Here is a 20045-nt window from a genome sequence, read left to right on the forward strand (position 1 = left end):
CCCATCCGGGCAGCCGCGGCGAGCGCGCAGGCGGGTAGCATGGGGCCGTGCCCGGCCCGCCCCGCCTGCGCGCGCTGCCTCTCGCCGTCCTCGGCCTCGCTGCCGCGTGCGGCGGGGGCGGCGGCGGCGGGCCCGCGGGCCACCTCTCGCTCACGCCGAAGAACCTCAGCGTCGCCCGCGGCGGGGGTGCGACCGCGGTCGCCTGCGGTGCCTTCGAGGGCGGTGGCGCGGCTGAGCTCGCCCTCGTCCCCGCGACCCGGCCGGACGGGATCGCGGTGGCGGGCGTCCCCGCCGCCGCGGGCTGCCCTCCCGGCGACGCCGCGCTGGAGGTCCGGGTGGATGCGGCGTTCTCCGCGGCGCCGGCCGGGTTCACGGTGCGCGTGCGGCTCACCGGGCCCGGGCCGGCGGTCGAGCGCGAGCTCCCGATCACGGTGGCGGCGACCACGCCCGTGCTCGTCGTGGACGACGACGGCGGGGACGGGCTTTCGGACACCTTCTTCGGCGCGACGCTCGCGGGCAACGACGGCTGCGACGTCGCCCGGGTGGGCGTCCCCGACCCCGCCCTGCTCGTCCGCTACGAGGCCGTGGTCTGGTACACCGGCGCGCGCGGCGCGGGGGGCTGCTCCGGAGACCTCCTCGGCGACGCCGCGCAGCGGGCCGTCCGCGACTTCCTCGACGCCGGCGGCCGCCGCCTCGTGCTGGTCTCGCCGTGGACCTCGGCCTGCGCCGGCGGCGGCAGCACCCTCCTCGGCGAGGTGTTCGGCGTCGTCGACGTCTACCCGGCGTTCCTGCAGGATCGCGACTTCGTCGTGGACGGCGCGGCGAGGGGGCCGGCCGCGGGCCGGAGCTTCGCGGTGTCCGCGGACGGGTCCGCGCTCCCTCCCGCCTACACCGCCGGGCTCACCCCGGCGCCGGCGGCGGACGTGCTCCTCTACGCGCACCTCGCGGGCGCCGTCGCGGAGAGCCTGCCCGCCGCGGTGGGCCGCCACGGCGCGGGCGCGGCCGGCACGTCCACCGCGATCCTGGTGAGCTTCACCGCGGAGCGGGTGACGGACGGCGCGACCGGGACCGGGAGGGAGCTGCTCGAGGCGCTCCTCGCCTACTGAGCGCGGCGCCTGCTAGCTGGCCTTCCGGTGATCGAGCACGCGCCGGGCCTTCCCGGCGCTCCGCTCGAGCGACCCCGGCGCGACCAGCTCGACGGCCATCCGGATCCCGGTCACCGCGTGGATCTCGCGATCGATCCGGTCCTTCAGCTCGATCATCTGCCGCATCTCGTCGCTGAAGTCGCCGGGACGGACCTCGACCTTCACGATCGCCTCGTCGAGTGCGCCCGGGCGCGAGATCTCGATGAGGTAGTGTGGCGCGGTCCCCTCGACGCGGAGCAGCGCCTCCTCGATCTGCGACGGGAACACGTTCACGCCGCGGATGATGAGCATGTCGTCGGAGCGCCCGACGATCCGGCCCATGCGCACGCCGGTCCGGCCGCAGGGGCACGGCCGGCGATCCAGGGAGGCGAGGTCGCGCGTCCGGTAGCGGAGGACCGGCATCGCCTCCTTGGTGAGCGTCGTGAAGACGAGCTCGCCCACCTCGCCGTCCGGCACCGGCTCGAGCGTCTCGGGGTCGAGGCACTCGACGAGGAAGTGATCCTCCTGGACGTGCATCCCGTCGCGGACGCCGCACTCGCCCGCCACGCCGGGCCCGATCACCTCGGACAGGCCGTAGTTGTTGAAGGCGAGGATGCCGAGGGAGCGCTCGATGGCGGCGCGCATCTCCTCGGTCCAGGGCTCGCCGCCGAAGTGACCGAACCGGAGCGGGAGGTCGTTCGGGTGGAGCCCCTCCGCCTCGGCGACCTCGCCGATGTGGAGCGCGTACGATGGCGTGCAGACGAGGACCTCTGCGGAGAGGTCCTGGATGAGCCGGACCTGCCGCGGGGTGTTCCCCCCTGCGGCGGGCACGACCGCGGCGCCGACCCGCTCGATCCCGTAGTGCAGGCCGAAGCCGCCGGTGAAGAGCCCGTAGCCGAACGCGACGTGGACGGTGTGCTCGGGCCGGAGCCCGCCCGCCACGAGGAACCGCGCGACGAGGCCGGCCCACAGCTCGAGGTCGGTCTTCGTGTACGCGACGAAGGTCGGCCGGCCGGTCGTGCCGGAGGAGCCGTGGATGCGGGCCACCTGCTCGCGCGGCACGGCGAGGAGGCCGAGCGGGTAGGACTGGCGGAGGTCGTCCTTCACCGTGAACGGGAGCCGGCGCACGTCCCCGGCGCAGCGGACGTCCTCCGCGGAGACGCCGGCCTTCGCCAGGGCCGCACGGTAGAACGGGACGCGGCTCGCCCGCGCGACGGCCTCGCGGAGGCGCGCCGCCTGCAGGGCGGCGAGCGCGTCGCGCGAGAGCGCCTCGGCGGGATCGTGGAGGCGGTTCTCGAAGCCGGGCGGGAGCGCCCCGCGGGCGAAGGTCGCGGCCGTGGTGCTCATCTCGAAGCTAGCCCGCGCGCGAGAACAGCTCGGAGGAGGGCACGAGCCGGACGCCCTGCTGCTGCAGCAGGCGCGCGGCGCGCTCGGGATCCTCGAGCCGGAAGAGCAGCGTCGCGTACTTGCCGCGCTCGCGGGTCGCGAACGGGTACATGTACTCGATCCCGAGCCCGGCCTTCTCGAAGGCCTCGAGCACGGTCGCGAGGCCGCCCGGGCGGTCCGGGACGTCCACCGCGAGGACGTCGGTGACGTTCACGACCACGCCGGCGTCCTCGAGCACCTTCTTCGCCCGCTCCCAGTCCCTCACCACGAGGCGCAGGATCCCGAACTGCTGGGTGTCGGCGAGCGACATGGTGAGGATGTCGATGCCCGCGTCGCCGAGGGCCTTCACCGGGACCTTGAGCTGGCCGGGCCGGTTCTCGAGGAACAAAGACAGCTGACGGATCTGCATGGGGCGCCCCTCCTGCCTCAGATGTTCCGCCTGTCGGACACGCGCTTCGCCTTCCCCTCGCTCCGCGCCAGCGTCTTCGGCGCGACGAGGGTGACCTTCACCCGCAGGCCCACCACGTGATCGATGGCCGTCGCGAGCTTCTCCTGGAGCGCCTGCAGGCCGCGGATCTCGTCGGAGAAGACCTCCGGCGTCACCTCGACCTGCACCTCCATCTCGTCGAGCCCCTTCTCCCGGGAGAGGACGATCTGGTAGTGCGGCAGGGTCCCCTCGACCTGGAGGAGCGCGGTCTCCACCTGCGACGGGAAGACGTTCACGCCGCGGATGATGAACATGTCGTCGGAGCGGCGGCCGATGCGGCGGATGCGGCGGATGGTGCGCCCGCAAGCGCACGGCTCCGGGTGGATCGCGGTGATGTCCCGCGTCCGGTACCGGATCATCGGCATCGCCTCCTTCGAGAGGGTGGTGAGGACGAGCTCGCCCTCCGCGCCGTCGGGCAGGACCGCGCCGGTCTCGGGGTCGACGATCTCCGGGTAGAAGTGGTCCTCGAAGAGGTGGAGCCCGTCGCGGTGGAGACACTCGATGCCGACCCCTGGGCCGACGATCTCGGAGAGGCCGTAGATGTCGTGGGCCCGGATGCCCGCCTCGGCCTGGATGTGCTCGCGCATCGAGTCGGACCAGGGCTCGGCGCCGAAGACCCCGACCCGGAGCCGCCCGAACCCGATCTTCGCCTCCTTGGCGCGCTCGATGAGGTGGACCATGTACGACGGCGTGCAGCAGATCGCGGACACGCCGAAGTCCTGGAGGACCATGAGCTGGCGCTCGGTGTTCCCGCCGGAGATGGGGATCACCGTGGCGCCGAGCGCCTCGCCGCCGTAGTGCGCCCCGAGGCCGCCGGTGAAGAGGCCGTACCCGTAGGCGTTCTGGATGACGTCGCCCTTCCCGAGGCCGCAGGCGGCGAAGGAGCGGACCATCACGCTCGTCCACACCTGCAGGTCCGCCTCGGTGTACGCGACGACGATGGGCTTCCCCGTGGTGCCGGAGGACGCGTGGAGCCGGACCACGTCCTCCATCGGAGAGGCGAAGAGGCCGAACGGGTAGGTGTCCCGGAGATCCGACTTCACCGTGAAGGGCAGCTTCCCGAGATCGGGGAGCGCCCTCACGGCGTCGGCGAACAGGCCGCGCGCCTCCATGCGCTGCCGGAAGAGCGGCACCTTCTCGTAGGCGCGCCGAACCACCGCCCGCAGCCGCGCGAGCTGCAGCTTCTCGAGCTCGCGGCGCGGGAGGAAGTCCGGCGCGCTCGCGGGGTGGAAGGCGCTGCCGGCGTCGTTCCACTGGGTCTTCACGTGGGCACCTCGCGACGGCGGTGGGTTCGCTGCGGCTTCGAGGTCAGCGGGGGACGACGGTCTCGCGGCCGAGCCGGAAGGCCGCGTCGTTCACCGCGTGGAGCCGCTCCGGGAGCGCCGCGTGGATCGCGGCGAGCCACGCATCCTCCGGGAGGTCGAGCTCGCGCGCGAGGATCCCGAGGAGCGCCACGTTGAGGCTCCGCTTGTTCGGGAGCTTCGCGTCGTCGATCGCGTCCGGCGGGACGAGGAGGCCGCCCTTGCGGAGCAGCGGCCTCGTGACCGGGATCTCGGAGGGCGCGAGCACGAGGAGGAAGTCCGCCTCGCCGGCCGGGATCATCGGGGAGAGGACCTCCTTCCCGAAGCGGACGTCGGAGGTGACCGACCCGCCGCGCTGGCTCATGCCGTGGATCTCGGCCTTCTTCACGTCGAGGCCGGCGCGGAAGGCGGCGTCGGCGAGGATGTCCGACGCCTTGATGACGCCCTGGCCGCCGAGGCCGGCGACGACGACGTTCATGATCCGGTCAGACATTGCCGGCCTCCACGCACGCGGAGCACATCGCGGCGCGCTTCTCGTCCGCGGCCTTCTCGTACTTGCGGATGTCGGCGGCGGCGAGGATGCAGGGGCGGCGCGCGATGATCACGGAGAGCTTCGGGGTGGCGAGCCGCTCGGAGAGCAGCTTCTCGAACCCCGCGGGATCCGCGACCGGATCCACGATGTCGACGTTCGCGACGCCGACGGCGCGGGCGAGCCCCTCGATCGACACCTTCGACGTCGGCTCGTGGTCGAGGGTCCGGCCGGTGCCGGGGTGCTCCTGCTGCCCCGTCATCGCCGTCGTCCCGTTGTCGAGCACGATCAGCACGTGCCCGGTCGCGGGCGGGTTGTAGACCATCTCGATGAGGCCGTTCACGCCTGAGTGGATGAACGTCGAGTCGCCGATCAGGGAGACGACCCGGCGCGCGTCCTTCTCCGGGAGCACGTGCCGGAGCCCGAGGCCCACGCCGAGCGAGGCGCCCATCGCGACGCAGGTATCCATCCCCTGGTACGGCGGGAGGACGCCGAGCGTGTAGCAGCCGATGTCGCCCGCGACGATGCAGTCGAGCTTCCGGAGCGTCGAGTACACGGGGTGGTACGGGCACGCCGGGCAGAGCTCGGGCGGCTTGCCCTTCGGCGGCTCCGGCTCGGGCCCCGTGTCCTTCGCGAGGATCCGCCGGACGCGCTCCACCGAGAGCTCGCCGAAGCGGTAGGACGGGTCCTTCGACTCGACGGGGATCCCGGCGGCTCGGATGGCGGTCTCGAAGATCGGGTCGCCCTCCTCGATCACGACGCAGCGCTCGACGCTCGCCGCGAAGGCGCGGATCTTCTCGAGCGGCAGCGGGTAGACGGTCTTGAGCTCGAGGAGGCTCGCCTCCGGCGCCGCCTCGCGGACGTGCCGCGCGGTGATGCCGGCGGTGACGACGCCGAGCGCCTTCGAGCCCTGCCGCCAGACGTTGAGCGGCGACGACTCGGCGAAGACGCGGAGGGCCTCGAGCTTCTTCCGGAGCTTCCGGTGCGCGGGGCGGGCGTAGCCGGGGATCATCACCCGGCCGGGGATGTCCCGGACGAACGCCGGCGCCTTCGGCGCGGGGAGGCCGGCCCTGCGGGTCACGATCGACTTCGAGTGGCAGACCCGCGTCGTCATCCGGAGGATGACCGGGAGCTGCCAGCGCTCGGAGAGCTCGAACGCCGCGAGGGCGAGGTCGTAGGCCTCCTGCGAGTCGGACGGCTCGAGCATCGGGAGGCCGGCGGCCTCCGCGTAGTGCCGGTTGTCCTGCTCGTTCTGGGACGACGCGAGGCCGGGGTCGTCCGCGGAGACCAGGACGAGGCCGCCGGAGACGCCGGTGTACGCGGCGGTGAACAGCGGGTCGGCGGCGACGTTCACGCCGACGTGCTTCATCGTCACGAGCGCCCGCGCGCCGCCGAACGCGGCGCCGAGGCCGACCTCGAGCGCGACCTTCTCGTTGGGCGCCCACTGCGCCCGGCCGCCCAGCTCGGAGAAGGCCTGCAGGATCTCGGTCGAAGGGGTGCCGGGGTACCCGGTGCCGAGGTGGACGCCCCCGTCCTTCGCCGCCGCGGCGACCGCCTCGTCGCCGGAAAGAAGCCGCCGTTCCGTCACTTCGGGTCTCTCCTCTCGTGGCGGTCCCGCGCGCTTCGGACGTGCGGGGCGCCCCGTCCGTGGCTAAGTAGCCGGGCCGGCGCTCGCATCCGCTCGGAACCGTGAACGCGGCATGATACCGGAAGGGCCGAGATGATTCCCATCCCCACCCTCGAGCGCCTGGTCGCCGAGGCCCGCTCGGTGGGCCCGCTCCGGCTCGCCGTCGCCGCCGCCGAGAGCGACACCGCGCTCGGCGCGGCGGCCCTCGCCCGACGGCAGCGGATCGCGGACGTGGTGCTGGTGGGCGACCGGGACGGGATCTGCCGGCGGCTCGCGGCCCTCGGCGAGGATCCGGCGCTCTTCGCGGTGGAGCCGGCCGCGAGCGACGCCGACGCGGCGCGCCGCGCCGTGGCGATGGTGCGGGGCGGCGAGGCGGCGATCCTGATGAAGGGCCGCCTCCAGACGGCCGACCTCCTCCGCGCGATCCTGGACCGGACCGGCGGGCTGCGCGACGGGCGCCTGCTCTCCGACGTGCTCGTCGCGGACCACCCGCTCTCGCCGGAACCGCGCCTCCTCGGGATCACCGACGGCGGCGTGAACGTGGCGCCGACCCTCGCGCAGAAGCGCGAGATCGCGCTGAACGCGGTCGCGCTCTTCCGGAGCCTCGGCCACGACCGCCCGAGGGTCGCGTGCCTCTGCGCCGTCGAGGGCGTGACCGACGCGATGCCCCACACCCGCGACGCGGCGGCGCTCGCGGCGATGAACGCCGACGGGGAGCTCCCGGGCTGCCTCGTCTCCGGTCCGCTCGCGCTCGACAACGCGCTCTCGGTGGAGGCCGCCCGCGAGAAGGGGATCGACCACCCGGTGGCGGGCCGCGCCGACGTCCTGCTCGTGCCGACCATCGAGACCGGGAACGCCCTCGGGAAGGCGTTCACCTACCTCGCCCACCGGCACGTCGCGCACGTGATCGTCGGGGCGCGGGCGCCGGTCCTCATCCCGTCGCGCGTCGAGCGCGCCGAGGACAAGCTCTACTCCATCGCGCTGGGCGCGGTCGCGGCGGCGCGGGGGTCGAGATGACGGCCGCCGAGCCGCTCGTCCTCGCGGTGAACCCGGGCTCGGGCTCGACGAAGCTCGCCCTGTACCGCGGGGGGACCCTCCTCCACGAGGAGAAGCTCGTCCACCCGGAGCTCCTCGAGCGCCCGGCCCGGCGCGCCTGGGAGGAGCTGCCGGCGCGGGTCGCGGCGGCGGTCGGGTTCCTCCAGCGCGCCGAGGTCTGCGCGGGCGATCTCGCCGCGGTGGTCGGCCGGGGCGGGCTCCTCCCGCCGATGGACTCCGGCGCCTACGCGGTGGACGCGCGGATGCTCGCGGACCTCGAGCGCGCCGAGCGCGGCGAGCACGCCTCGAACCTCGGCGCCGCGATGGCCCACGCGCTCGCCGCGCCGCACGGCTGCCCGGCGCTCGTCGTCGATCCGGTCTCGGTCGACGAGCTCGACCCGGTGGCCCGCGTCTCGGGGCTCGCCGGGATCGAGCGGCGGAGCTTCTCGCACGCGCTCAACATCCGCGCCGTCGCGCGGCGGTTCGCGCGCGAGCAGGGCCGGTCCTTCGAGGCGCTCCGGCTCGTCGTGGCCCATCTCGGCACCGGGATCTCGCTGGCGGCGCTCCGGGGCGGGCGGATGGCGGACGTCGTGAACCCGATGGACGAGGGGCCGTTCTCCGGCGACCGCGCCGGCGGGCTCCCGGCGACCGCGCTCGTGGACCTCTGCTTCGCCGAGGGTGCGACCGCCGCGGACGTGAAGCGCCGGGTCTTCGGCGACGGAGGCCTCTACTCGTACCTCGGCACCCGCGACGTCCGGGAGGCGCTCCGCCGGGGCGAGGCGGGCGACTCGCAGGCGCGGCTCCTCGTCGAGGCGCTCTGCTACCAGACCGGGAAGGCGGCGGCCGCGCTGGCGGCCGCGCTCGAGGGCGACCTCGACGCGATCCTCCTCACCGGTGGGCTCGTCCACCTCGCGCCGATCGTCGAGGGCGTGCGGCGGCGGATCGACTGGATCGCGCCGGTGTTCCTCTTCCCGGGCGAGGACGAGCTGCGGGCGCTGGCAGAGGGCGCGCTCCGGGTGCTGTCGGGGGCGGAGCGGGCGCGGCGGTACGAGGGGTAGCGCGCGGCGGCTACCAGCGCGCCCCGACCCGGAACGAGACGCCCGCGAAGAGCACGGTGCCGCCGTACCGGATCCCGGTCTCGCCCGGAGGCGGCGTCGAAGGGACGGACACGCGCCGCGCGTCCTGGGCGAGCGAGAGCCAGAGCGCGAGCGCCCGCGGGCCCTCCGCATCCGAGCGCTCGAGGTCGATCCGCACGCCCGCGAAGGGGAGGTTGCCCGCTTCGCACGGCGTCCACAGCGAGCAGCGCTCGAAGTGGTGACGCCCAGCCTGGAGCGCGACGACGAGGACGTGGTCTCCGACGAGCCTCCCGCGGAGGCCGAGGTATCCGCCGAACAGCAAGTCGGCGTCCCACACGATCGTGCCACCCTCGATGATGGCGCCGGCCACGAGCGGGCCGGCGACGGCGCGTGCGTTCGCCCCGAACACGGCCTCGGGGGTCCGCTCCGGTCCGTCGGAGGTCCGGGACAGCGACGACAGCCCGGCTCCGACGCCGAACGCGAGCTGGAATCGAGACTCCGTCGCCGGTTCCGGCGTCTGTCCGCGCGCTGCCGTCGCGGCGGCGGCAGCGGCGAGCACACAGATCGCGCGGAGCGCGAGGGCGGCGGTGCGGTGGCGAGCGGGCATGCGTCTCCAGGGAGGCGGGCGGATCTCGAGCGGCCGGTGAGCGAGAGCCAGCAGGCTATCCGGAAGGGACCATCTCTCGGAGTAAATTCCGCGGGGTGCTCAGGTGCGGGAGCGTGACGGTGGGTGTTCCCGCGGAGCTCGTGGGCGCGCCGAGGGGAGCGCCGACGCGAGCCGCCGGACCGCCTCCCCGAGCTCCCGCTCGTCGTGCCGCCCGAACCCGAGCCTCAGGTACGGCCGCGCGCGCCCGTCGAACGCGAACGTTCGCCCGACCTGGACCGCGACGCCGGCCCGGAGCGCCGCCTCGCCCCAGTCATCCGCGTCGATGCCCGCCGCGACGCGGGCCCAGAGGGCCATCCCGCCCGGCGGGAGCGCGAACGAGAGCGCGCCGCCGAGCTCGGCCCGGAGGGCGGCGGCGAGCGCCTCGCGCCGCGCGGCGTAGGCCCGGCGCGTGCGCCAGACGTGCCGCTGCGCCTCGCCGTCCTCGAAGAGGTCCGCGACCGCGGCCTCCACCGCGAGGTCGCCCTGGCGATCGAGGACGTGCCGGTGCGCGACGAGCCGCTCGATGGCGTCCGGAGGTCCCGCGGCGAAGCCGATCCTCAAGCCCGGGGCGAGCACCTTCGAGAGCGTCCCGACGTAGACCACGACGCCGGCCGGATCCGAGGCCGCGAGCGGCGTCACCGGGTGGCCCTCGTAGTGGAACTCGTTGTCGTAGTCGTCCTCGAGGACGAGGAGCCGCTCGCGGCGGGCGAGGTCGAGCAGCGCGAGGCGCCGCGCCGGCGCGAGGGTGACGATCGTGGGGTACTGGTGGTGCGGCGTGAGGTAGACCGCGCGGAGCCGCTCGGTCCGGACGCGCGCCGCGAGCGCGTCGACGTCGAGGCCGCGCGCGTCCACCGGGAAGGGCACGGGGCGGAGGCCGGCGAGCCGGAGAGCCTCCCAGGCCGGCGGGTACCCGAGCGCCTCGACCGCGATGGCGTCGCCGGGGAGGAGCAGCGCCCGCGCCGCCAGCGCGACCGCCATCTGCGCGCCGCGCGTGACGAGCAGCGCGTCGGGCGAGACGGCGAGGCCGCGGGCCTCCCCGAGCATCCGCGCGAGGGCGGCCCGGAGCCGCGGGTGGCCGCGCGCGTCGCCGTAGGAGAGGTGCTCGGTCCGGCGGAGCGCGCGGCGGTAGCCGCGGGCGAGCAGGGTCGCGGGGACGAGCCGTGGATCGGGGATCCCGCCGAGGAGCTGGTACGTGCCCGGCGGTGGGCCGGTGCGCGTGAGCGTGGCCGGGCCGGGCGGGAGCGGGAACCCGGCGCGCGCCGGCGCGTGCGGCGCGCGCGGGAAGAGCGGGCTCGGTGCGCGGGCAGGCAGCTCCCGCGAGACGAAGGTCCCCTTCGCGCGGGTGGTCTCGATCCACCCCTCGGCCGCGAGCTCGCCGAACGCGGCGAGCACCGTGTTCCGGTGCACGCCGAGCGCGCGGGCGAGGGCGCGCGAGGACGGGAGCGCCGCGCCCGGCCGGAGCGCGCCGGCCCGGATCCGGGCGGCGAGCCCGCGCGCGATCTGCACCTGGACCGGGGCGGGGTCGCGGCGGTCGAGCGCGAGGGGGAGGTCCCATGTCGCGGCGGTGCGCACTGGTCCACGGACTTTATCGGAACTGGACCTTTTCGCCAGACCAGGCGTCGGACACCATCGGGCGCATGGAGATGAGACGCCCGATCTTCCGGAGCGACCCCGCGCGGGCGCTCGCGCTCCTCCGCCGCGCGGAGGTGGTCCACCTCGCCACCACCACGCCCGACGGAGCGCCGGTCCTGCGCGCGCTCGACGCCGCGGTGCTCGACGACGGCGTGTACTTCCACGGCGCGCGCACGGGCGAGAAGGTCCTCTGCCTCGGCCGGCCCGCGGTCGTCTCCGCCGAGGAGGTGGTCGCCCGGCTGCCGAGCACGTTCACGCACCAGACCCACGCCTGCTCCGCCTCCACGCTCTACCGGAGCGCCCAGGTGCACGGCTCGCTCGTCGAGGTCACCGATCCGCACGAGAAGGCGCGCGCGCTCGAGGGGCTCATGGCGCGCCGGCAGCCCGAGGGCGGATACGACCCGATCGACCCCGCCGATCCCGAGTACGCGGGCGAGCTCGCCGGGACGCTCGTCGTGAAGGTCACGCTCGATCGCGTGGACGGGAAGGAGAAGCTCCTCCAGAACAAGGCGCCCGAGGAGATCGGCCGGATCCTGACCGCCCTCTGGGCGCGGGGCGCGCCCGGCGACGCGCGGGCGATCGAGGCGGTCCGCGAGGCGAACCCGCGCGTCCCGGCTCCGCCCTTCCTCGCGGCGGAGGGCGTGACGCTCCACGCCGCGCTCGGGCCGGAGGACGCGGCCGCCACGGAGGCGCTGCTCCGGGGCGAGTACTGGTGGGAAGGGTTCCGGCCGGAGGGCATCGGCCCGGCGCAGCTCGCGTCGTCGGCGTGGGTCGGGGCGCGCGCTCCCGACGGCGCCCTCGTCGCGAGCGCGCGTGCCCACTCGGACGGGCGCTACGCGTGGATCTACGACGTGGTGGTCGCGCAGGCCTGGCGGGGCCGCGGGGTCGGGAAGCGGCTGTTCGCGCTCCTCCTCGACCACCCCGCCGTCCGGCGCTGTCCGTTCGTGAAGCTCGACACGCGCGACGCCCAGGGCCTCTACGCGAAGTTCGGCTTCGTCGACGCGGAGACGAAGCGCCGCTTCGCGACCTCGACGCAGATGGTGCTCGTGCGCGGGTGGGCGGATCGCCGGGGCGGCGCGGCGCCGTAGGCCAGCGCGAACGGGGCAACGGCGCTCCCTTCCGCGAAGGTCAGCCGCGCGCGCGAGTGCGGCGTCGGCGCAGGAACACCGCGACCGCCACCGCGATCGCCACGGCGAGGAGGATCCCGAGCTCGACGCGCCGGACGTCCGCCTTCGCCTGGGCGAGGTGGTGCCAGAAGAAGTACCCGGCGGAGACGACGAGCGGCACCGAGACCATCGCGGACAGCCCGTCCGCAATCACGAAGAGCACCGGGCGCACCCCGTGCGTCGCGGCGAGGGCGTACGCCGGCAGGCGCAGCCCCGACATGTGCCGCGAGATTGCGACCGTGATCATCGGATGCCGGGCGAAGTGGTCCTCGAGCCAGGCCCGCCGCGACGGCGTGAGCACCCGCGCCACCGAGCTGCGGGCGAGGAGCGCCGGGCCGTGGCGCCGGGCGAGCGAGAACCAGAGGAAGTCGCCGGTCACGATCCCCAGCCAGGCGACCGGGATCGCGAGCTGGAGCCGGAGGTACCCCTCGTGGCAGAGCACGCCGGCGCCGAGCTGGATCGCCTCCTCGGGGACGGGCACCGCGAGCCCGCCCGCGACGAGGAGGGCGAAGACGGCGACGTAGCCGAAGTGCTCGAGGAGCGTGGTCAGCATGCCGGGCGCGCCGGAGCGCGCCCGTCAAAAGTACGCCAGCACGAGCGCGGTGAGGGCGGCGTCGCGGGGCGTCCACCGCGACTCGACCGCGAGGGACAGGTCTCGCACCACGTTGAGGCGGAGCCCCGCGGACAGGGACCAGGTGGTCCGCGGCTCGGCGCCGGGCAGGACGCGCCAGCGCGCGTCGCCGAGGAGGACCGCGGCGCGCCCGAGCCGGAGGCGCGCGAGAAGCGACGGCCCGATCCCGGGCCGCAACCACGACCCGCCCGCGCCGGAGAGCCGGGGGGACACGAGGAGCTCGGTGTCCGCGGTGGCGAGGAGGTCGAGCGCGCCCGCGAGGTCGGCCGCCGCGAAGCCGCCGCCGAGCTCCGCGGCGCCCGCGAGGCAATGATCGCAGCCGCCATCGTGCACGGTGGTCGCGCCCACCCGCATGCGCCAGGACGGGCGCGTGTCGAACCGGTTCACCGGGTTCAACGAGATGACACGGACGAGGGACGTGTCGTCGATGTCGAGCCGGCCCGCGGCCGGCGACCAGACGAGCCGCGTCGGGAGGAACTCGATGTTCGCGAGCGGCGGCTCGCCGTCGGGCGGATCGCCGAGATCGTGCAGCGCGAGCCGGAAGTCGAGCGCGACGGTGCCGCCGTCGTCCCGCGCGGCGCCCCCACCCAGGCCGAGGCGGAACGAGCCGTGGCCCCGGTCGGGCCGGAGCTGCTCCGGCGTCGGGATCTCGAGCGGCGCGCTCGGGACGCCGAGGGCCGCGCGGCGCTCGAGGAGCGCCTGGCGGAGCCGCGCCGCCTCCGGATTGGCGCCCTGGAGCAGCTCCCGGAAGTGCCGGAGGTCCACGAGGTCGGCGGCGGCGTCGAGAATCCGCGCCTGCTCGGCCGGCGCCACGTCGGGGAGCGACGCGCCCGGGGTGTCCGCGAGCGCCGCGACCGCGGCGAGCGCGCGGGCGTCGAGGTCCCGTGCCCGCGCCTCGAACTGCGTGCGGACCGACGGGCGGTAGTGGACGCGCCGGACGAGCCCCGCGTTCGCGTAGAGCGCCTTCACCGTGTCGGACGGCAGCACGACCCACGGGTTCACGTGGTCGAGGAGGTGGAGGCGCGGCGCGGCCGCCTCGAGCGCGCCGAGCACGTGGTAGCTGCAGTTCTCGTCGAGGTACCAGTACTGGAACCACGTGCCGCCGAGCTCCCAGACGTGCGCGGCGAGGAGCTTCACCTCCTGCGGCGAGAGGTCGAGGTCGTACTCCCAGAGATCGCGGGACTCGTAGTCCCCGTACTGCCGGACCTTGTAGTAGTACGCGTAGTACTTGAACTCGCCCTTGAAGAGGCCGAAGAGCCCCTTCACCGCGTAGAGGATGGCGTTCCCGGTGTCGACGGTCGCCGCGTAGTCGACGCCGTAGTCGAGGAGCTCGTAGTGCTTGCCCGAGCGCGCCTCGGGCGCCTTGTCGAGCCGGAGCAGTGTGTGCCCGAACGCGGACGCGGGGTTGTTCAGGTAGAAGGACGAGAAGACGAGCGTCGCGCCCACCGGCTCGACGCGTCCGAGGAACTCGTCGCGGCGGGGGCACGCGCGGCGCGGGAGCCGGCGCGGGTCGAGCCCGAGCCGCGCGTCGAGGAAGAGGAGCCGCGCGGGGAACCGGCACTGCGCGTCGTCGAGCTCGTCCTGGACCTTCGTCGCGTCGAGGAACCCGGCGAGCGTCGCCTCGAGCTCGGCGGCGGGATCGGTCTGCCCGTGTGGCGCGCGGAAGAAGGCGCGTCCGTCGACCTCGCTCTTCCACCCGCCGAGGAGCCGCGGCCGCCACCGGCCGAGCCGGAGCCAGCCGGGATCCTCGGCGAGCCGGAGCGCGCGCGCCCGGGCGACGAGCTCTTGGAGGTAGGTCGGGTCAGGGGCGGCGACGGCGCTCGCCGTCGCGCTCGCGTCAGCCGCGCTCCCGGCGGCGCCCGCGCTCGCAGCGTCCACCTCCGCGCGAGCGCCCGCGAGCGGCGCGGCGAGGAGGACCGTCAGCAGGACGCGGCGCATGGGAGCGCCACAGGGTAGACGAAGGGGAGCCCTCTTTCGAGAGCTCCCCTCGAGGATCCGTCTCCGGCGCGGGCTAGCTGTGCTGGAAGCAGCCGGTGCTCTTCTCCGCCTGCAGGGTCTGGAGGATCGCCTTCGTCACGTCCTCGTTCGACACCGTCTCGCTCGGGAAGATCGACCTGAAGTTCTTCTGGAGCGCGGCGCCCACGGCGGACGAGTCCTGGCAGGCGTTGATGACGGTGAGGGCGCCGATCGCGTCGCCCTGGCCGCGCGAGATGTCCTTCGCGAGGGCCTCGCGGTTCGCCTCGACGAAGTTCATCGTGCCCGCGGCGAACAGGCCGGTCCCGCAGTTGGAGGTGCCGGTGGTGATGCCGAAGGTCTGCGTGCCGAAGAGGCTGTTCGTGGTGGCGGCGAGGATCTGGACGGCGCCCGGCGTGTTGCCGAAGGCCAGCGACCCGAGCCCGCAGCCAGCGGTGCCGTAGCGGCCGGTGCCCTTGATGGCGGACTCGGTCGCCTTGTTCTGGGCGGCGGCCGGCACGGCGAAGAGGACGGCGGCGATCGCGACGGCGAGCGACTTACGCATTCTGTGTCTCCTTGGTTCGGTGGCCACGGATGGAGAAAACGCCCCGCCGTGAAGTCCGGGGGGACGCGATTTCCTAACGCTCTCTCGCTTGAAGAGGAAGCGAAGAAGCGTCCCTTGAGGGTCGAGGCCCGGCCGGCCGGGTTCTCGGTTTTTCGGTTGCAGGCCCCTGCCGCGCTGCGCAAGATTGCGAGACTCCCGAATCGACTCGCAAATCAGGGGAACCGGAATGGCGCTCAAGATCCTGGTGACCGCGAAGCGTGTGGAAGATCCCGAGTCGAAGATCCGCGTGCGCCCCGACGGCGCGGGGATCGTCACCGAGGGAGTGAACTACAAGCTCAACCCCTTCGACGAGATCGCGGTCGAGGAGGCGCTCCGGCTCAAGGAGCGCCACGGCGGCGAGGTCGCGGTGGTCTCCATCGGGGGCGATCGAACCCAGACCGAGCTCCGGGCCGCGCTGGCGATGGGGGCGGACCGCGCGATCCTCGTGAAGCACGACGGCGCCCTCGATCCGTTCGTCGTCTCCGCCATGCTCCAGAAGGTGGTCCTCGCCGAGAAGCCGGACCTCGTCCTCATGGGCAAGCAGTCCATCGACGACGACCAGAACCAGGCCGGGCAGTACCTCGCCGAGCGGCTCGGCTGGCCGCAGGCGACCTTCGCCTCGAAGGAGGCGAGCCTCGAGAGCGAGGCGGAGCAGAAGAAGGACCCGGGGCTGGTGCTCGGCGCGGACGGGAGGTCCCTCACGGTGGTGCGCGAGGTGGACGGCGGCGTCGAGACGCTGGTCCTCTCCCTCCCCGCGGTGGTGACCACCGATCTCCGGCTCAACAAGCCGCGCTTCGCGTCGCTCCCCGGGATCATGAAGGCGAAGAAGAAGCCGCTGCAGGAGATCGCCGCGGCGTCGCTCGGCGTGGACCTCGCGCCGAAGGTGGTGGTGCGGCGGCTCGCGGAGCCGCCCACGCGGAAGGGTGGCGTGAAGGTGGCCGACGTCGAGGAGCTCTGGAAGAAGCTGCACGAAGAGGCGAAGGCCCTCTAGGCTCTTCGACTTCGGCGCGGTTCGCGCGCCCACGCTCAGGTGATCGGAGTCTCCATGTCGAACGTCCTCATCGTGGCGGAGCACGGCGGCGGCGCGATCCGGAAGTCCACCTTCCACGCGCTCGCGGCGGGGCAGGAGATCGCGCGCCGGACCGGCGGGAAGGTCCACGTGGCGCTCCTCGGCAAGGGCGTATCGGCGCTCGGCGCGGACCTCGCGGCCTACGGCGTGGACGTGCACGTCGCCGACGCGCCGGTCCTCGAGCACCCCATCGCGGAGGCGCTCGCGCCGGTGATCGCCGACCTCGCGAAGGCGCTGGGCGCGAGCCACGTCGGCGCCGCGGCGACCGCGCAGGGGAAGGACCTCCTCCCCCGCGTCGCCGCCCGGCTCGGGGCGGGCATGGCGACCGAGGTCCTCGGATTCGGCGGCGACGGCGGCGGCGTCACCTTCCGCCGGCCGATGTGGGCGGGGAACGTCCTCGCGGAGGTGGAGATCGCGACGCCGGTGAAGGTGTTCACCGTCCGCACGACCGAGTTCGCGCCGGCGCAGAAGGCGGCAGCGCCCGGCGCCGTGCACCCGGTGCCGGTGACGGTCGACGCATCGTCGCTCCGGACGCGCCACGCCGGGTTCCGCGAGGTGAAGAGCGAGCGGCCGGAGCTCACCGAGGCGCGCATCGTCGTCGCGGGCGGGCGGGGCACGAAGGGCGACTTCAAGGCGATCGAGGCGCTCGCCGACGCGCTCGGCGCCGCGGTCGGCGCGAGCCGCGCCGCGGTCGACGCCGGCTGGGTGCCGAACGACTGGCAGGTGGGGCAGACCGGGAAGGTGGTCGCGCCGGAGCTGTACGTGGCGGCGGGGATCAGCGGCGCGATCCAGCACCTCGCCGGCATGAAGGGCTCGAAGGTGATCGTCGCGGTGAACAAGGATCCCGACGCGCCGATCTTCCAGATCGCCGATTACGGGCTGGTCGCGGACCTGTTCCAGGCGCTGCCCGCGCTCGCCGCGAAGGTGAAGGCGTCGCGGTGATCGCGGATCCACGCGGGGAAGGGCGGGCGGAGGCGGGCGTGACCGAGGCGGAGCTGGCGGGGCTCGGGGTCCACCGGATCCCGGTGCCGATCCCGTTCCCCCAGGCGGGCGGGCCGGTGAACGTCTACGTGATCGAGGAGCGGGACGGCGGGATCCTGCTGTTCGACTCCGGGCTCGGGTCACCCGAGGGGCACGCCGCCCTCGAGGCCGGGTTCGCGCGGATCGGGCGGCGCTTCGACGAGGTGACCCGGATCGTCCTCTCGCACGGCCACGTCGACCACTACGGCGCTGCGCGCTTCGTCCAGGAGCGTCACGGCGGCTCCATCCCGGTGTTCGCGCACCCGGCGGACGTCTCGAAGGTAGCGGAGGCGGGCTGGCGCTGGCGCGACCGGGCGCCGCTCTACGCCGCGCACCTGGCGCGCCTCGGGGTACCGGCGGAGACGCTCGCCGCGGTCGCGACGGAGGGCGAGCGCGGGTTCGGGCTCGCTCGGCGCATCGCCGAGGTCCGCCCTCTCGAGCCCGGGACGATCCTGGAGACGCGCCACCTCCGCCTCGAGGTCCTCCACATGCCGGGTCACACCCCCGGCCTCCTCTGCCTCCACGACCGCGAGCGGCGGCTCTTCTTCTCCGGCGACCACCTGCTCGAGAAGGTCTCCCCGAACCCGCTCATCGAGCTCGGGCCCGACGGCCGGGACGGACACTTCCGCCCGCTCCTCGCCTACGTGGAGAGCGTCGGGCGGATGCGCGCGCTGGACCTCGACCTGGTCCTGCCCGGGCACGGGCCGCCCTTCTCCGGGCACCGCGCGATCATCGACGCGCTCCTCGGGTTCTACGAGCGGCGCCAGGCGCGGATCCGCGAGGTGCTCCGGGACGGTCCGAGGACGGCGTACGAGATCTCGCGCGCGCTCTTCCCCTCGGCGCGGCCCGGCGACGCGTTCCTCACCATCTCCGAGACCGTCGCGAACCTCGAGCTCCTCGAGGCCCGTGGCGACGTGGTCCGCGAGGAGCAGGGCGGGCTCCGGCGCCACCGCCTCGCGGGATAGGCGCGGCGATCCTCGACAAGCCCTGCGGTTCGTGGTTTCGAAGGGGCCGATGCTCGCGCTCCTCTCGCAGGCCGACACCTGGATCGCCCTCGCCACGCTCTCCGCGATGGAGATCGTCCTCGGGATCGACAACGTCGTCTTCCTGACCATCCTCGCCGGGCGGTTGCCGGCCGGCCAGCAGCCCCGCGCGCGGCGCGTCGGGCTCGCCTTCGCGCTCCTGACGCGCCTCGGGCTCCTCTTCGCCATCAGCTGGGTGATGGGGCTCACCCGCGAGCTCTTCGCGGTCCTCGGCCGCGGCGTGTCGGGCCGGGACCTCATCCTCCTCGGCGGCGGCCTGTTCCTCATCGCCAAGGCGACCTTCGAGATCCACGACAAGCTCGAGGTGGAGCACGCCCCGGAGGCGGCGCCGCCCGCGGGGAAGGGCGCGTTCTGGGCGGTGATCGCCCAGATCGCGGTCCTCGACATCGTCTTCTCGCTCGACTCGGTGATCACCGCGGTCGGCATGGCGCAGCACCTGCCGGTGATGGTCGCCGCGATGATCCTCGCGGTCGGGGTGATGCTCGTGTTCGCGAACGCCATCGGCGAGTTCGTGGAGCGCCACCCCACCATCAAGATGCTCGCGCTCTCCTTCCTCATCCTCATCGGCGTGATGCTCGTCGCCGAGGGGTTCGGGAAGCACGTCGAGAAGGGGTACATCTACTTCGCGATGGCGTTCTCGCTCGTGGTGGAGCTCCTCAACATGCGGATGCGGAAGGCGCGGAGGCCCGTGGCGCTCCACCACCGCTTCGAGACCGAGGGCGGGGAGGACCGGCCCGCGGCCTGACCGCCCGCCGCCGCGCCCCGCATGGCGGATCTCGCCCTCCTCCTCCTCACGCTCGCCTGGGGCACGACGTTCCTGTTCGTGAACCGCGTGCTCGACGTCGCGTCGCCGGGCGTCTTCCTCTCCGCGCGGTTCGCGACCGCGGCGGTCGTGCTCGGCGCCGTCGCGCTCTGGCGCCGCGACCGGGTCGGCGCGGGCTTCCTCCGGCACGGTCTCCTCCTCGGGCTGTTCATGCTCGCCGGGTTCGTCCTCCAGACGATCGGGCTCCGCTACACCACGCCCGCGCGCTCCGGGTTCCTCACCGGCCTCGCGGTGCTCATCGTGCCGTTCTTCGCGAGGTTCTTGCTGGGCCGGAAGGTGCGGGTCGCCTCCTGGGTCGGCGTCGCGCTCGCGGTGGCGGGCCTCCTCGCGCTCACGCGGCCGCTCGCGGACGAGCTCGCCGACTCGGTCCGGTTCGGCGACGCCCTGAGCGCCGCCTGCGCGGTGGCGTTCGCGCTCCAGATCGTCTTCACGGCGGAGTGGGCGCCGCGGCACCCGCTCGTGCCGCTCACCCTCGCCCAGGTGGCGGTCACGTTCGCCGGCGCGGTCGCGCTCCTGCCGGTGGAGGGCGCCTACTTCCACGCCGCCGGCGCGGGGGTCTTCGCGGGGACGGTCGCCTTCACCGGCGTGCTCATGACGGCGGTGGCGTTCTTCGTCCAGAACTGGGGCCAGCGGCACACCACCGCGGTGCGCGCCGCGCTCATCTTCTCCCTCGAGCCGGTGGCGGCGGCGCTCTTCAGCCACCTGTACGGCGGAGAGCCGCTCGGGCGCGCGGACTGGATCGGCGGCGCGCTCATCGTCCTCGGCGTCGTCGCCGGCGAGGTGGGGGGCGCCCTCGAGGCGCGCGGCGAGACGGCGGGCGAGCGCGCGTCGCCCTGAGGGCGCGGAGCCGCCCCGCGCGCGGCTTCGACAGCCCGCCCGGCCCGCGGTACGGT

General features: G+C 74.2%; 19 protein-coding genes. 9 read left to right on the forward strand and 10 right to left on the reverse strand.

The window, feature by feature from the left end:
- Positions 1 to 47 precede the first annotated feature (47 nt).
- A complete protein-coding gene (locus AMOR_RS12855; RefSeq protein ID WP_248361661.1) occupies positions 48 to 1106 on the forward strand; it encodes a hypothetical protein in 1059 nt (352 codons plus the stop codon).
- 12 nt (positions 1107 to 1118) lie between these two features.
- Here the strand turns inward: AMOR_RS12855 and AMOR_RS12860 are convergent, their stop codons facing one another.
- The 5 genes from AMOR_RS12860 to AMOR_RS12880 are packed head-to-tail and all read right to left on the reverse strand — an operon-like array spanning position 1119 to position 6415.
- Complete coding sequence (locus AMOR_RS12860) at positions 1119 to 2471, reverse strand: phenylacetate--CoA ligase family protein (RefSeq protein WP_248361663.1); 1353 nt, start codon at positions 2469 to 2471, stop codon at positions 1119 to 1121.
- Positions 2472 to 2478: 7 nt separating this feature from the next.
- Positions 2479 to 2919: an amino acid-binding protein gene (locus AMOR_RS12865; protein WP_248361665.1), complete on the reverse strand. Its 441-nt coding sequence runs from the start codon at positions 2917 to 2919 to the stop codon at positions 2479 to 2481.
- Between the two features lie 17 nt (positions 2920 to 2936).
- Positions 2937 to 4262, reverse strand: coding sequence for a phenylacetate--CoA ligase family protein (locus AMOR_RS12870; RefSeq protein WP_248361667.1), 1326 nt, complete (start codon positions 4260 to 4262; stop codon positions 2937 to 2939).
- Positions 4263 to 4305: 43 nt separating this feature from the next.
- Positions 4306 to 4791 (reverse strand): indolepyruvate oxidoreductase subunit beta, encoded by a 486-nt coding sequence (locus tag AMOR_RS12875; protein ID WP_248361669.1) that lies wholly within the window; start codon positions 4789 to 4791, stop codon positions 4306 to 4308.
- The gene (locus tag AMOR_RS12880) at positions 4784 to 6415 is read right to left on the reverse strand and encodes a thiamine pyrophosphate-dependent enzyme (protein ID WP_248361671.1); all 1632 of its coding nucleotides are present in this window, start codon (positions 6413 to 6415) and stop codon (positions 4784 to 4786) included. Before AMOR_RS12880 ends, AMOR_RS12875 begins: the two co-directional genes overlap by 8 nt.
- 132 nt (positions 6416 to 6547) lie before the next feature.
- Here AMOR_RS12880 and AMOR_RS12885 point away from each other — a divergent pair, with 132 nt between their 5' ends.
- Complete coding sequence (locus tag AMOR_RS12885) at positions 6548 to 7471, forward strand: phosphate acyltransferase (RefSeq protein ID WP_248361673.1); 924 nt, start codon at positions 6548 to 6550, stop codon at positions 7469 to 7471.
- Entirely contained in the window at positions 7468 to 8547 is a 1080-nt protein-coding gene (gene buk / locus AMOR_RS12890; protein WP_248361675.1) for a butyrate kinase, read from the forward strand. Before AMOR_RS12885 ends, buk begins: the two co-directional genes overlap by 4 nt.
- Before the next feature lie 10 nt (positions 8548 to 8557).
- On the opposite strand, the gene AMOR_RS12895 is transcribed toward buk, so the two are convergent.
- Positions 8558 to 9172 carry a hypothetical protein gene (locus AMOR_RS12895; protein ID WP_248361677.1) on the reverse strand — a complete coding sequence of 205 codons (615 nt, stop codon included), beginning with the start codon at positions 9170 to 9172 and terminating at the stop codon, positions 8558 to 8560.
- 99 nt (positions 9173 to 9271) lie between these two features.
- A complete protein-coding gene (gene pdxR, locus AMOR_RS12900) occupies positions 9272 to 10783 on the reverse strand; it encodes a MocR-like pyridoxine biosynthesis transcription factor PdxR (RefSeq protein ID WP_248361679.1) in 1512 nt (503 codons plus the stop codon).
- 65 nt (positions 10784 to 10848) lie between these two features.
- Here pdxR and AMOR_RS12905 point away from each other — a divergent pair, with 65 nt between their 5' ends.
- The gene (locus tag AMOR_RS12905) at positions 10849 to 11931 is read left to right on the forward strand and encodes a GNAT family N-acetyltransferase (RefSeq protein WP_318653868.1); all 1083 of its coding nucleotides are present in this window, start codon (positions 10849 to 10851) and stop codon (positions 11929 to 11931) included.
- A gap of 40 nt (positions 11932 to 11971) precedes the next feature.
- Here the strand turns inward: AMOR_RS12905 and AMOR_RS12910 are convergent, their stop codons facing one another.
- From AMOR_RS12910 to AMOR_RS12920, 3 genes are all read right to left on the reverse strand, one after another.
- The gene (locus AMOR_RS12910) at positions 11972 to 12562 is read right to left on the reverse strand and encodes a DedA family protein (protein WP_248361681.1); all 591 of its coding nucleotides are present in this window, start codon (positions 12560 to 12562) and stop codon (positions 11972 to 11974) included.
- 24 nt (positions 12563 to 12586) lie between these two features.
- Positions 12587 to 14578: an Lnb N-terminal periplasmic domain-containing protein gene (locus tag AMOR_RS12915; protein ID WP_248361683.1), complete on the reverse strand. Its 1992-nt coding sequence runs from the start codon at positions 14576 to 14578 to the stop codon at positions 12587 to 12589.
- 73 nt (positions 14579 to 14651) lie between these two features.
- The gene (locus AMOR_RS12920; RefSeq protein WP_248361685.1) at positions 14652 to 15158 is read right to left on the reverse strand and encodes a DUF3015 family protein; all 507 of its coding nucleotides are present in this window, start codon (positions 15156 to 15158) and stop codon (positions 14652 to 14654) included.
- A gap of 226 nt (positions 15159 to 15384) precedes the next feature.
- Between AMOR_RS12920 and AMOR_RS12925 the strand changes: the two genes are divergently transcribed.
- From AMOR_RS12925 to AMOR_RS12945, 5 genes are read left to right on the forward strand one after another with little or no spacing between them, the layout of a single operon-like run.
- Positions 15385 to 16188, forward strand: a complete 804-nt coding sequence (locus tag AMOR_RS12925; RefSeq protein ID WP_248361687.1) for an electron transfer flavoprotein subunit beta/FixA family protein — start codon at positions 15385 to 15387, stop codon at positions 16186 to 16188.
- 54 nt (positions 16189 to 16242) lie between these two features.
- Positions 16243 to 17208 (forward strand): electron transfer flavoprotein subunit alpha/FixB family protein, encoded by a 966-nt coding sequence (locus tag AMOR_RS12930; protein ID WP_248361689.1) that lies wholly within the window; start codon positions 16243 to 16245, stop codon positions 17206 to 17208.
- Entirely contained in the window at positions 17205 to 18251 is a 1047-nt protein-coding gene (locus AMOR_RS12935; protein ID WP_248361691.1) for an MBL fold metallo-hydrolase, read from the forward strand. Before AMOR_RS12930 ends, AMOR_RS12935 begins: the two co-directional genes overlap by 4 nt.
- 49 nt (positions 18252 to 18300) lie before the next feature.
- Positions 18301 to 19074 carry a TerC family protein gene (locus tag AMOR_RS12940; protein WP_248361692.1) on the forward strand — a complete coding sequence of 258 codons (774 nt, stop codon included), beginning with the start codon at positions 18301 to 18303 and terminating at the stop codon, positions 19072 to 19074.
- A gap of 21 nt (positions 19075 to 19095) precedes the next feature.
- Positions 19096 to 19989: a DMT family transporter gene (locus tag AMOR_RS12945; protein WP_248361693.1), complete on the forward strand. Its 894-nt coding sequence runs from the start codon at positions 19096 to 19098 to the stop codon at positions 19987 to 19989.
- Positions 19990 to 20045 lie beyond the last annotated feature (56 nt).

This window comes from Anaeromyxobacter oryzae (genome assembly GCF_023169945.1).
Taxonomy (GTDB): domain Bacteria; phylum Myxococcota; class Myxococcia; order Myxococcales; family Anaeromyxobacteraceae; genus Anaeromyxobacter; species Anaeromyxobacter oryzae.

Coding starts and splice junctions, on each gene's coding strand:
- AMOR_RS12930 (WP_248361689.1), top strand. CDS start 16,243: ATGTCGAACGTCCTCATCGTGGCGGAGCACGGCGGCGGCGCGATCCGG.
- AMOR_RS12885 (WP_248361673.1), top strand. CDS start 6,548: ATGATTCCCATCCCCACCCTCGAGCGCCTGGTCGCCGAGGCCCGCTCG.
- AMOR_RS12925 (WP_248361687.1), top strand. CDS start 15,385: ATGGCGCTCAAGATCCTGGTGACCGCGAAGCGTGTGGAAGATCCCGAG.
- AMOR_RS12860 (WP_248361663.1), bottom strand. CDS start 2,471: ATGAGCACCACGGCCGCGACCTTCGCCCGCGGGGCGCTCCCGCCCGGC.
- AMOR_RS12910 (WP_248361681.1), bottom strand. CDS start 12,562: ATGCTGACCACGCTCCTCGAGCACTTCGGCTACGTCGCCGTCTTCGCC.
- AMOR_RS12905 (WP_318653868.1), top strand. CDS start 10,849: ATGGAGATGAGACGCCCGATCTTCCGGAGCGACCCCGCGCGGGCGCTC.
- AMOR_RS12920 (WP_248361685.1), bottom strand. CDS start 15,158: ATGCGTAAGTCGCTCGCCGTCGCGATCGCCGCCGTCCTCTTCGCCGTG.
- AMOR_RS12865 (WP_248361665.1), bottom strand. CDS start 2,919: ATGCAGATCCGTCAGCTGTCTTTGTTCCTCGAGAACCGGCCCGGCCAG.
- AMOR_RS12875 (WP_248361669.1), bottom strand. CDS start 4,791: ATGTCTGACCGGATCATGAACGTCGTCGTCGCCGGCCTCGGCGGCCAG.
- AMOR_RS12945 (WP_248361693.1), top strand. CDS start 19,096: ATGGCGGATCTCGCCCTCCTCCTCCTCACGCTCGCCTGGGGCACGACG.
- AMOR_RS12895 (WP_248361677.1), bottom strand. CDS start 9,172: ATGCCCGCTCGCCACCGCACCGCCGCCCTCGCGCTCCGCGCGATCTGT.
- buk (WP_248361675.1), top strand. CDS start 7,468: ATGACGGCCGCCGAGCCGCTCGTCCTCGCGGTGAACCCGGGCTCGGGC.
- AMOR_RS12915 (WP_248361683.1), bottom strand. CDS start 14,578: ATGCGCCGCGTCCTGCTGACGGTCCTCCTCGCCGCGCCGCTCGCGGGC.
- AMOR_RS12940 (WP_248361692.1), top strand. CDS start 18,301: ATGCTCGCGCTCCTCTCGCAGGCCGACACCTGGATCGCCCTCGCCACG.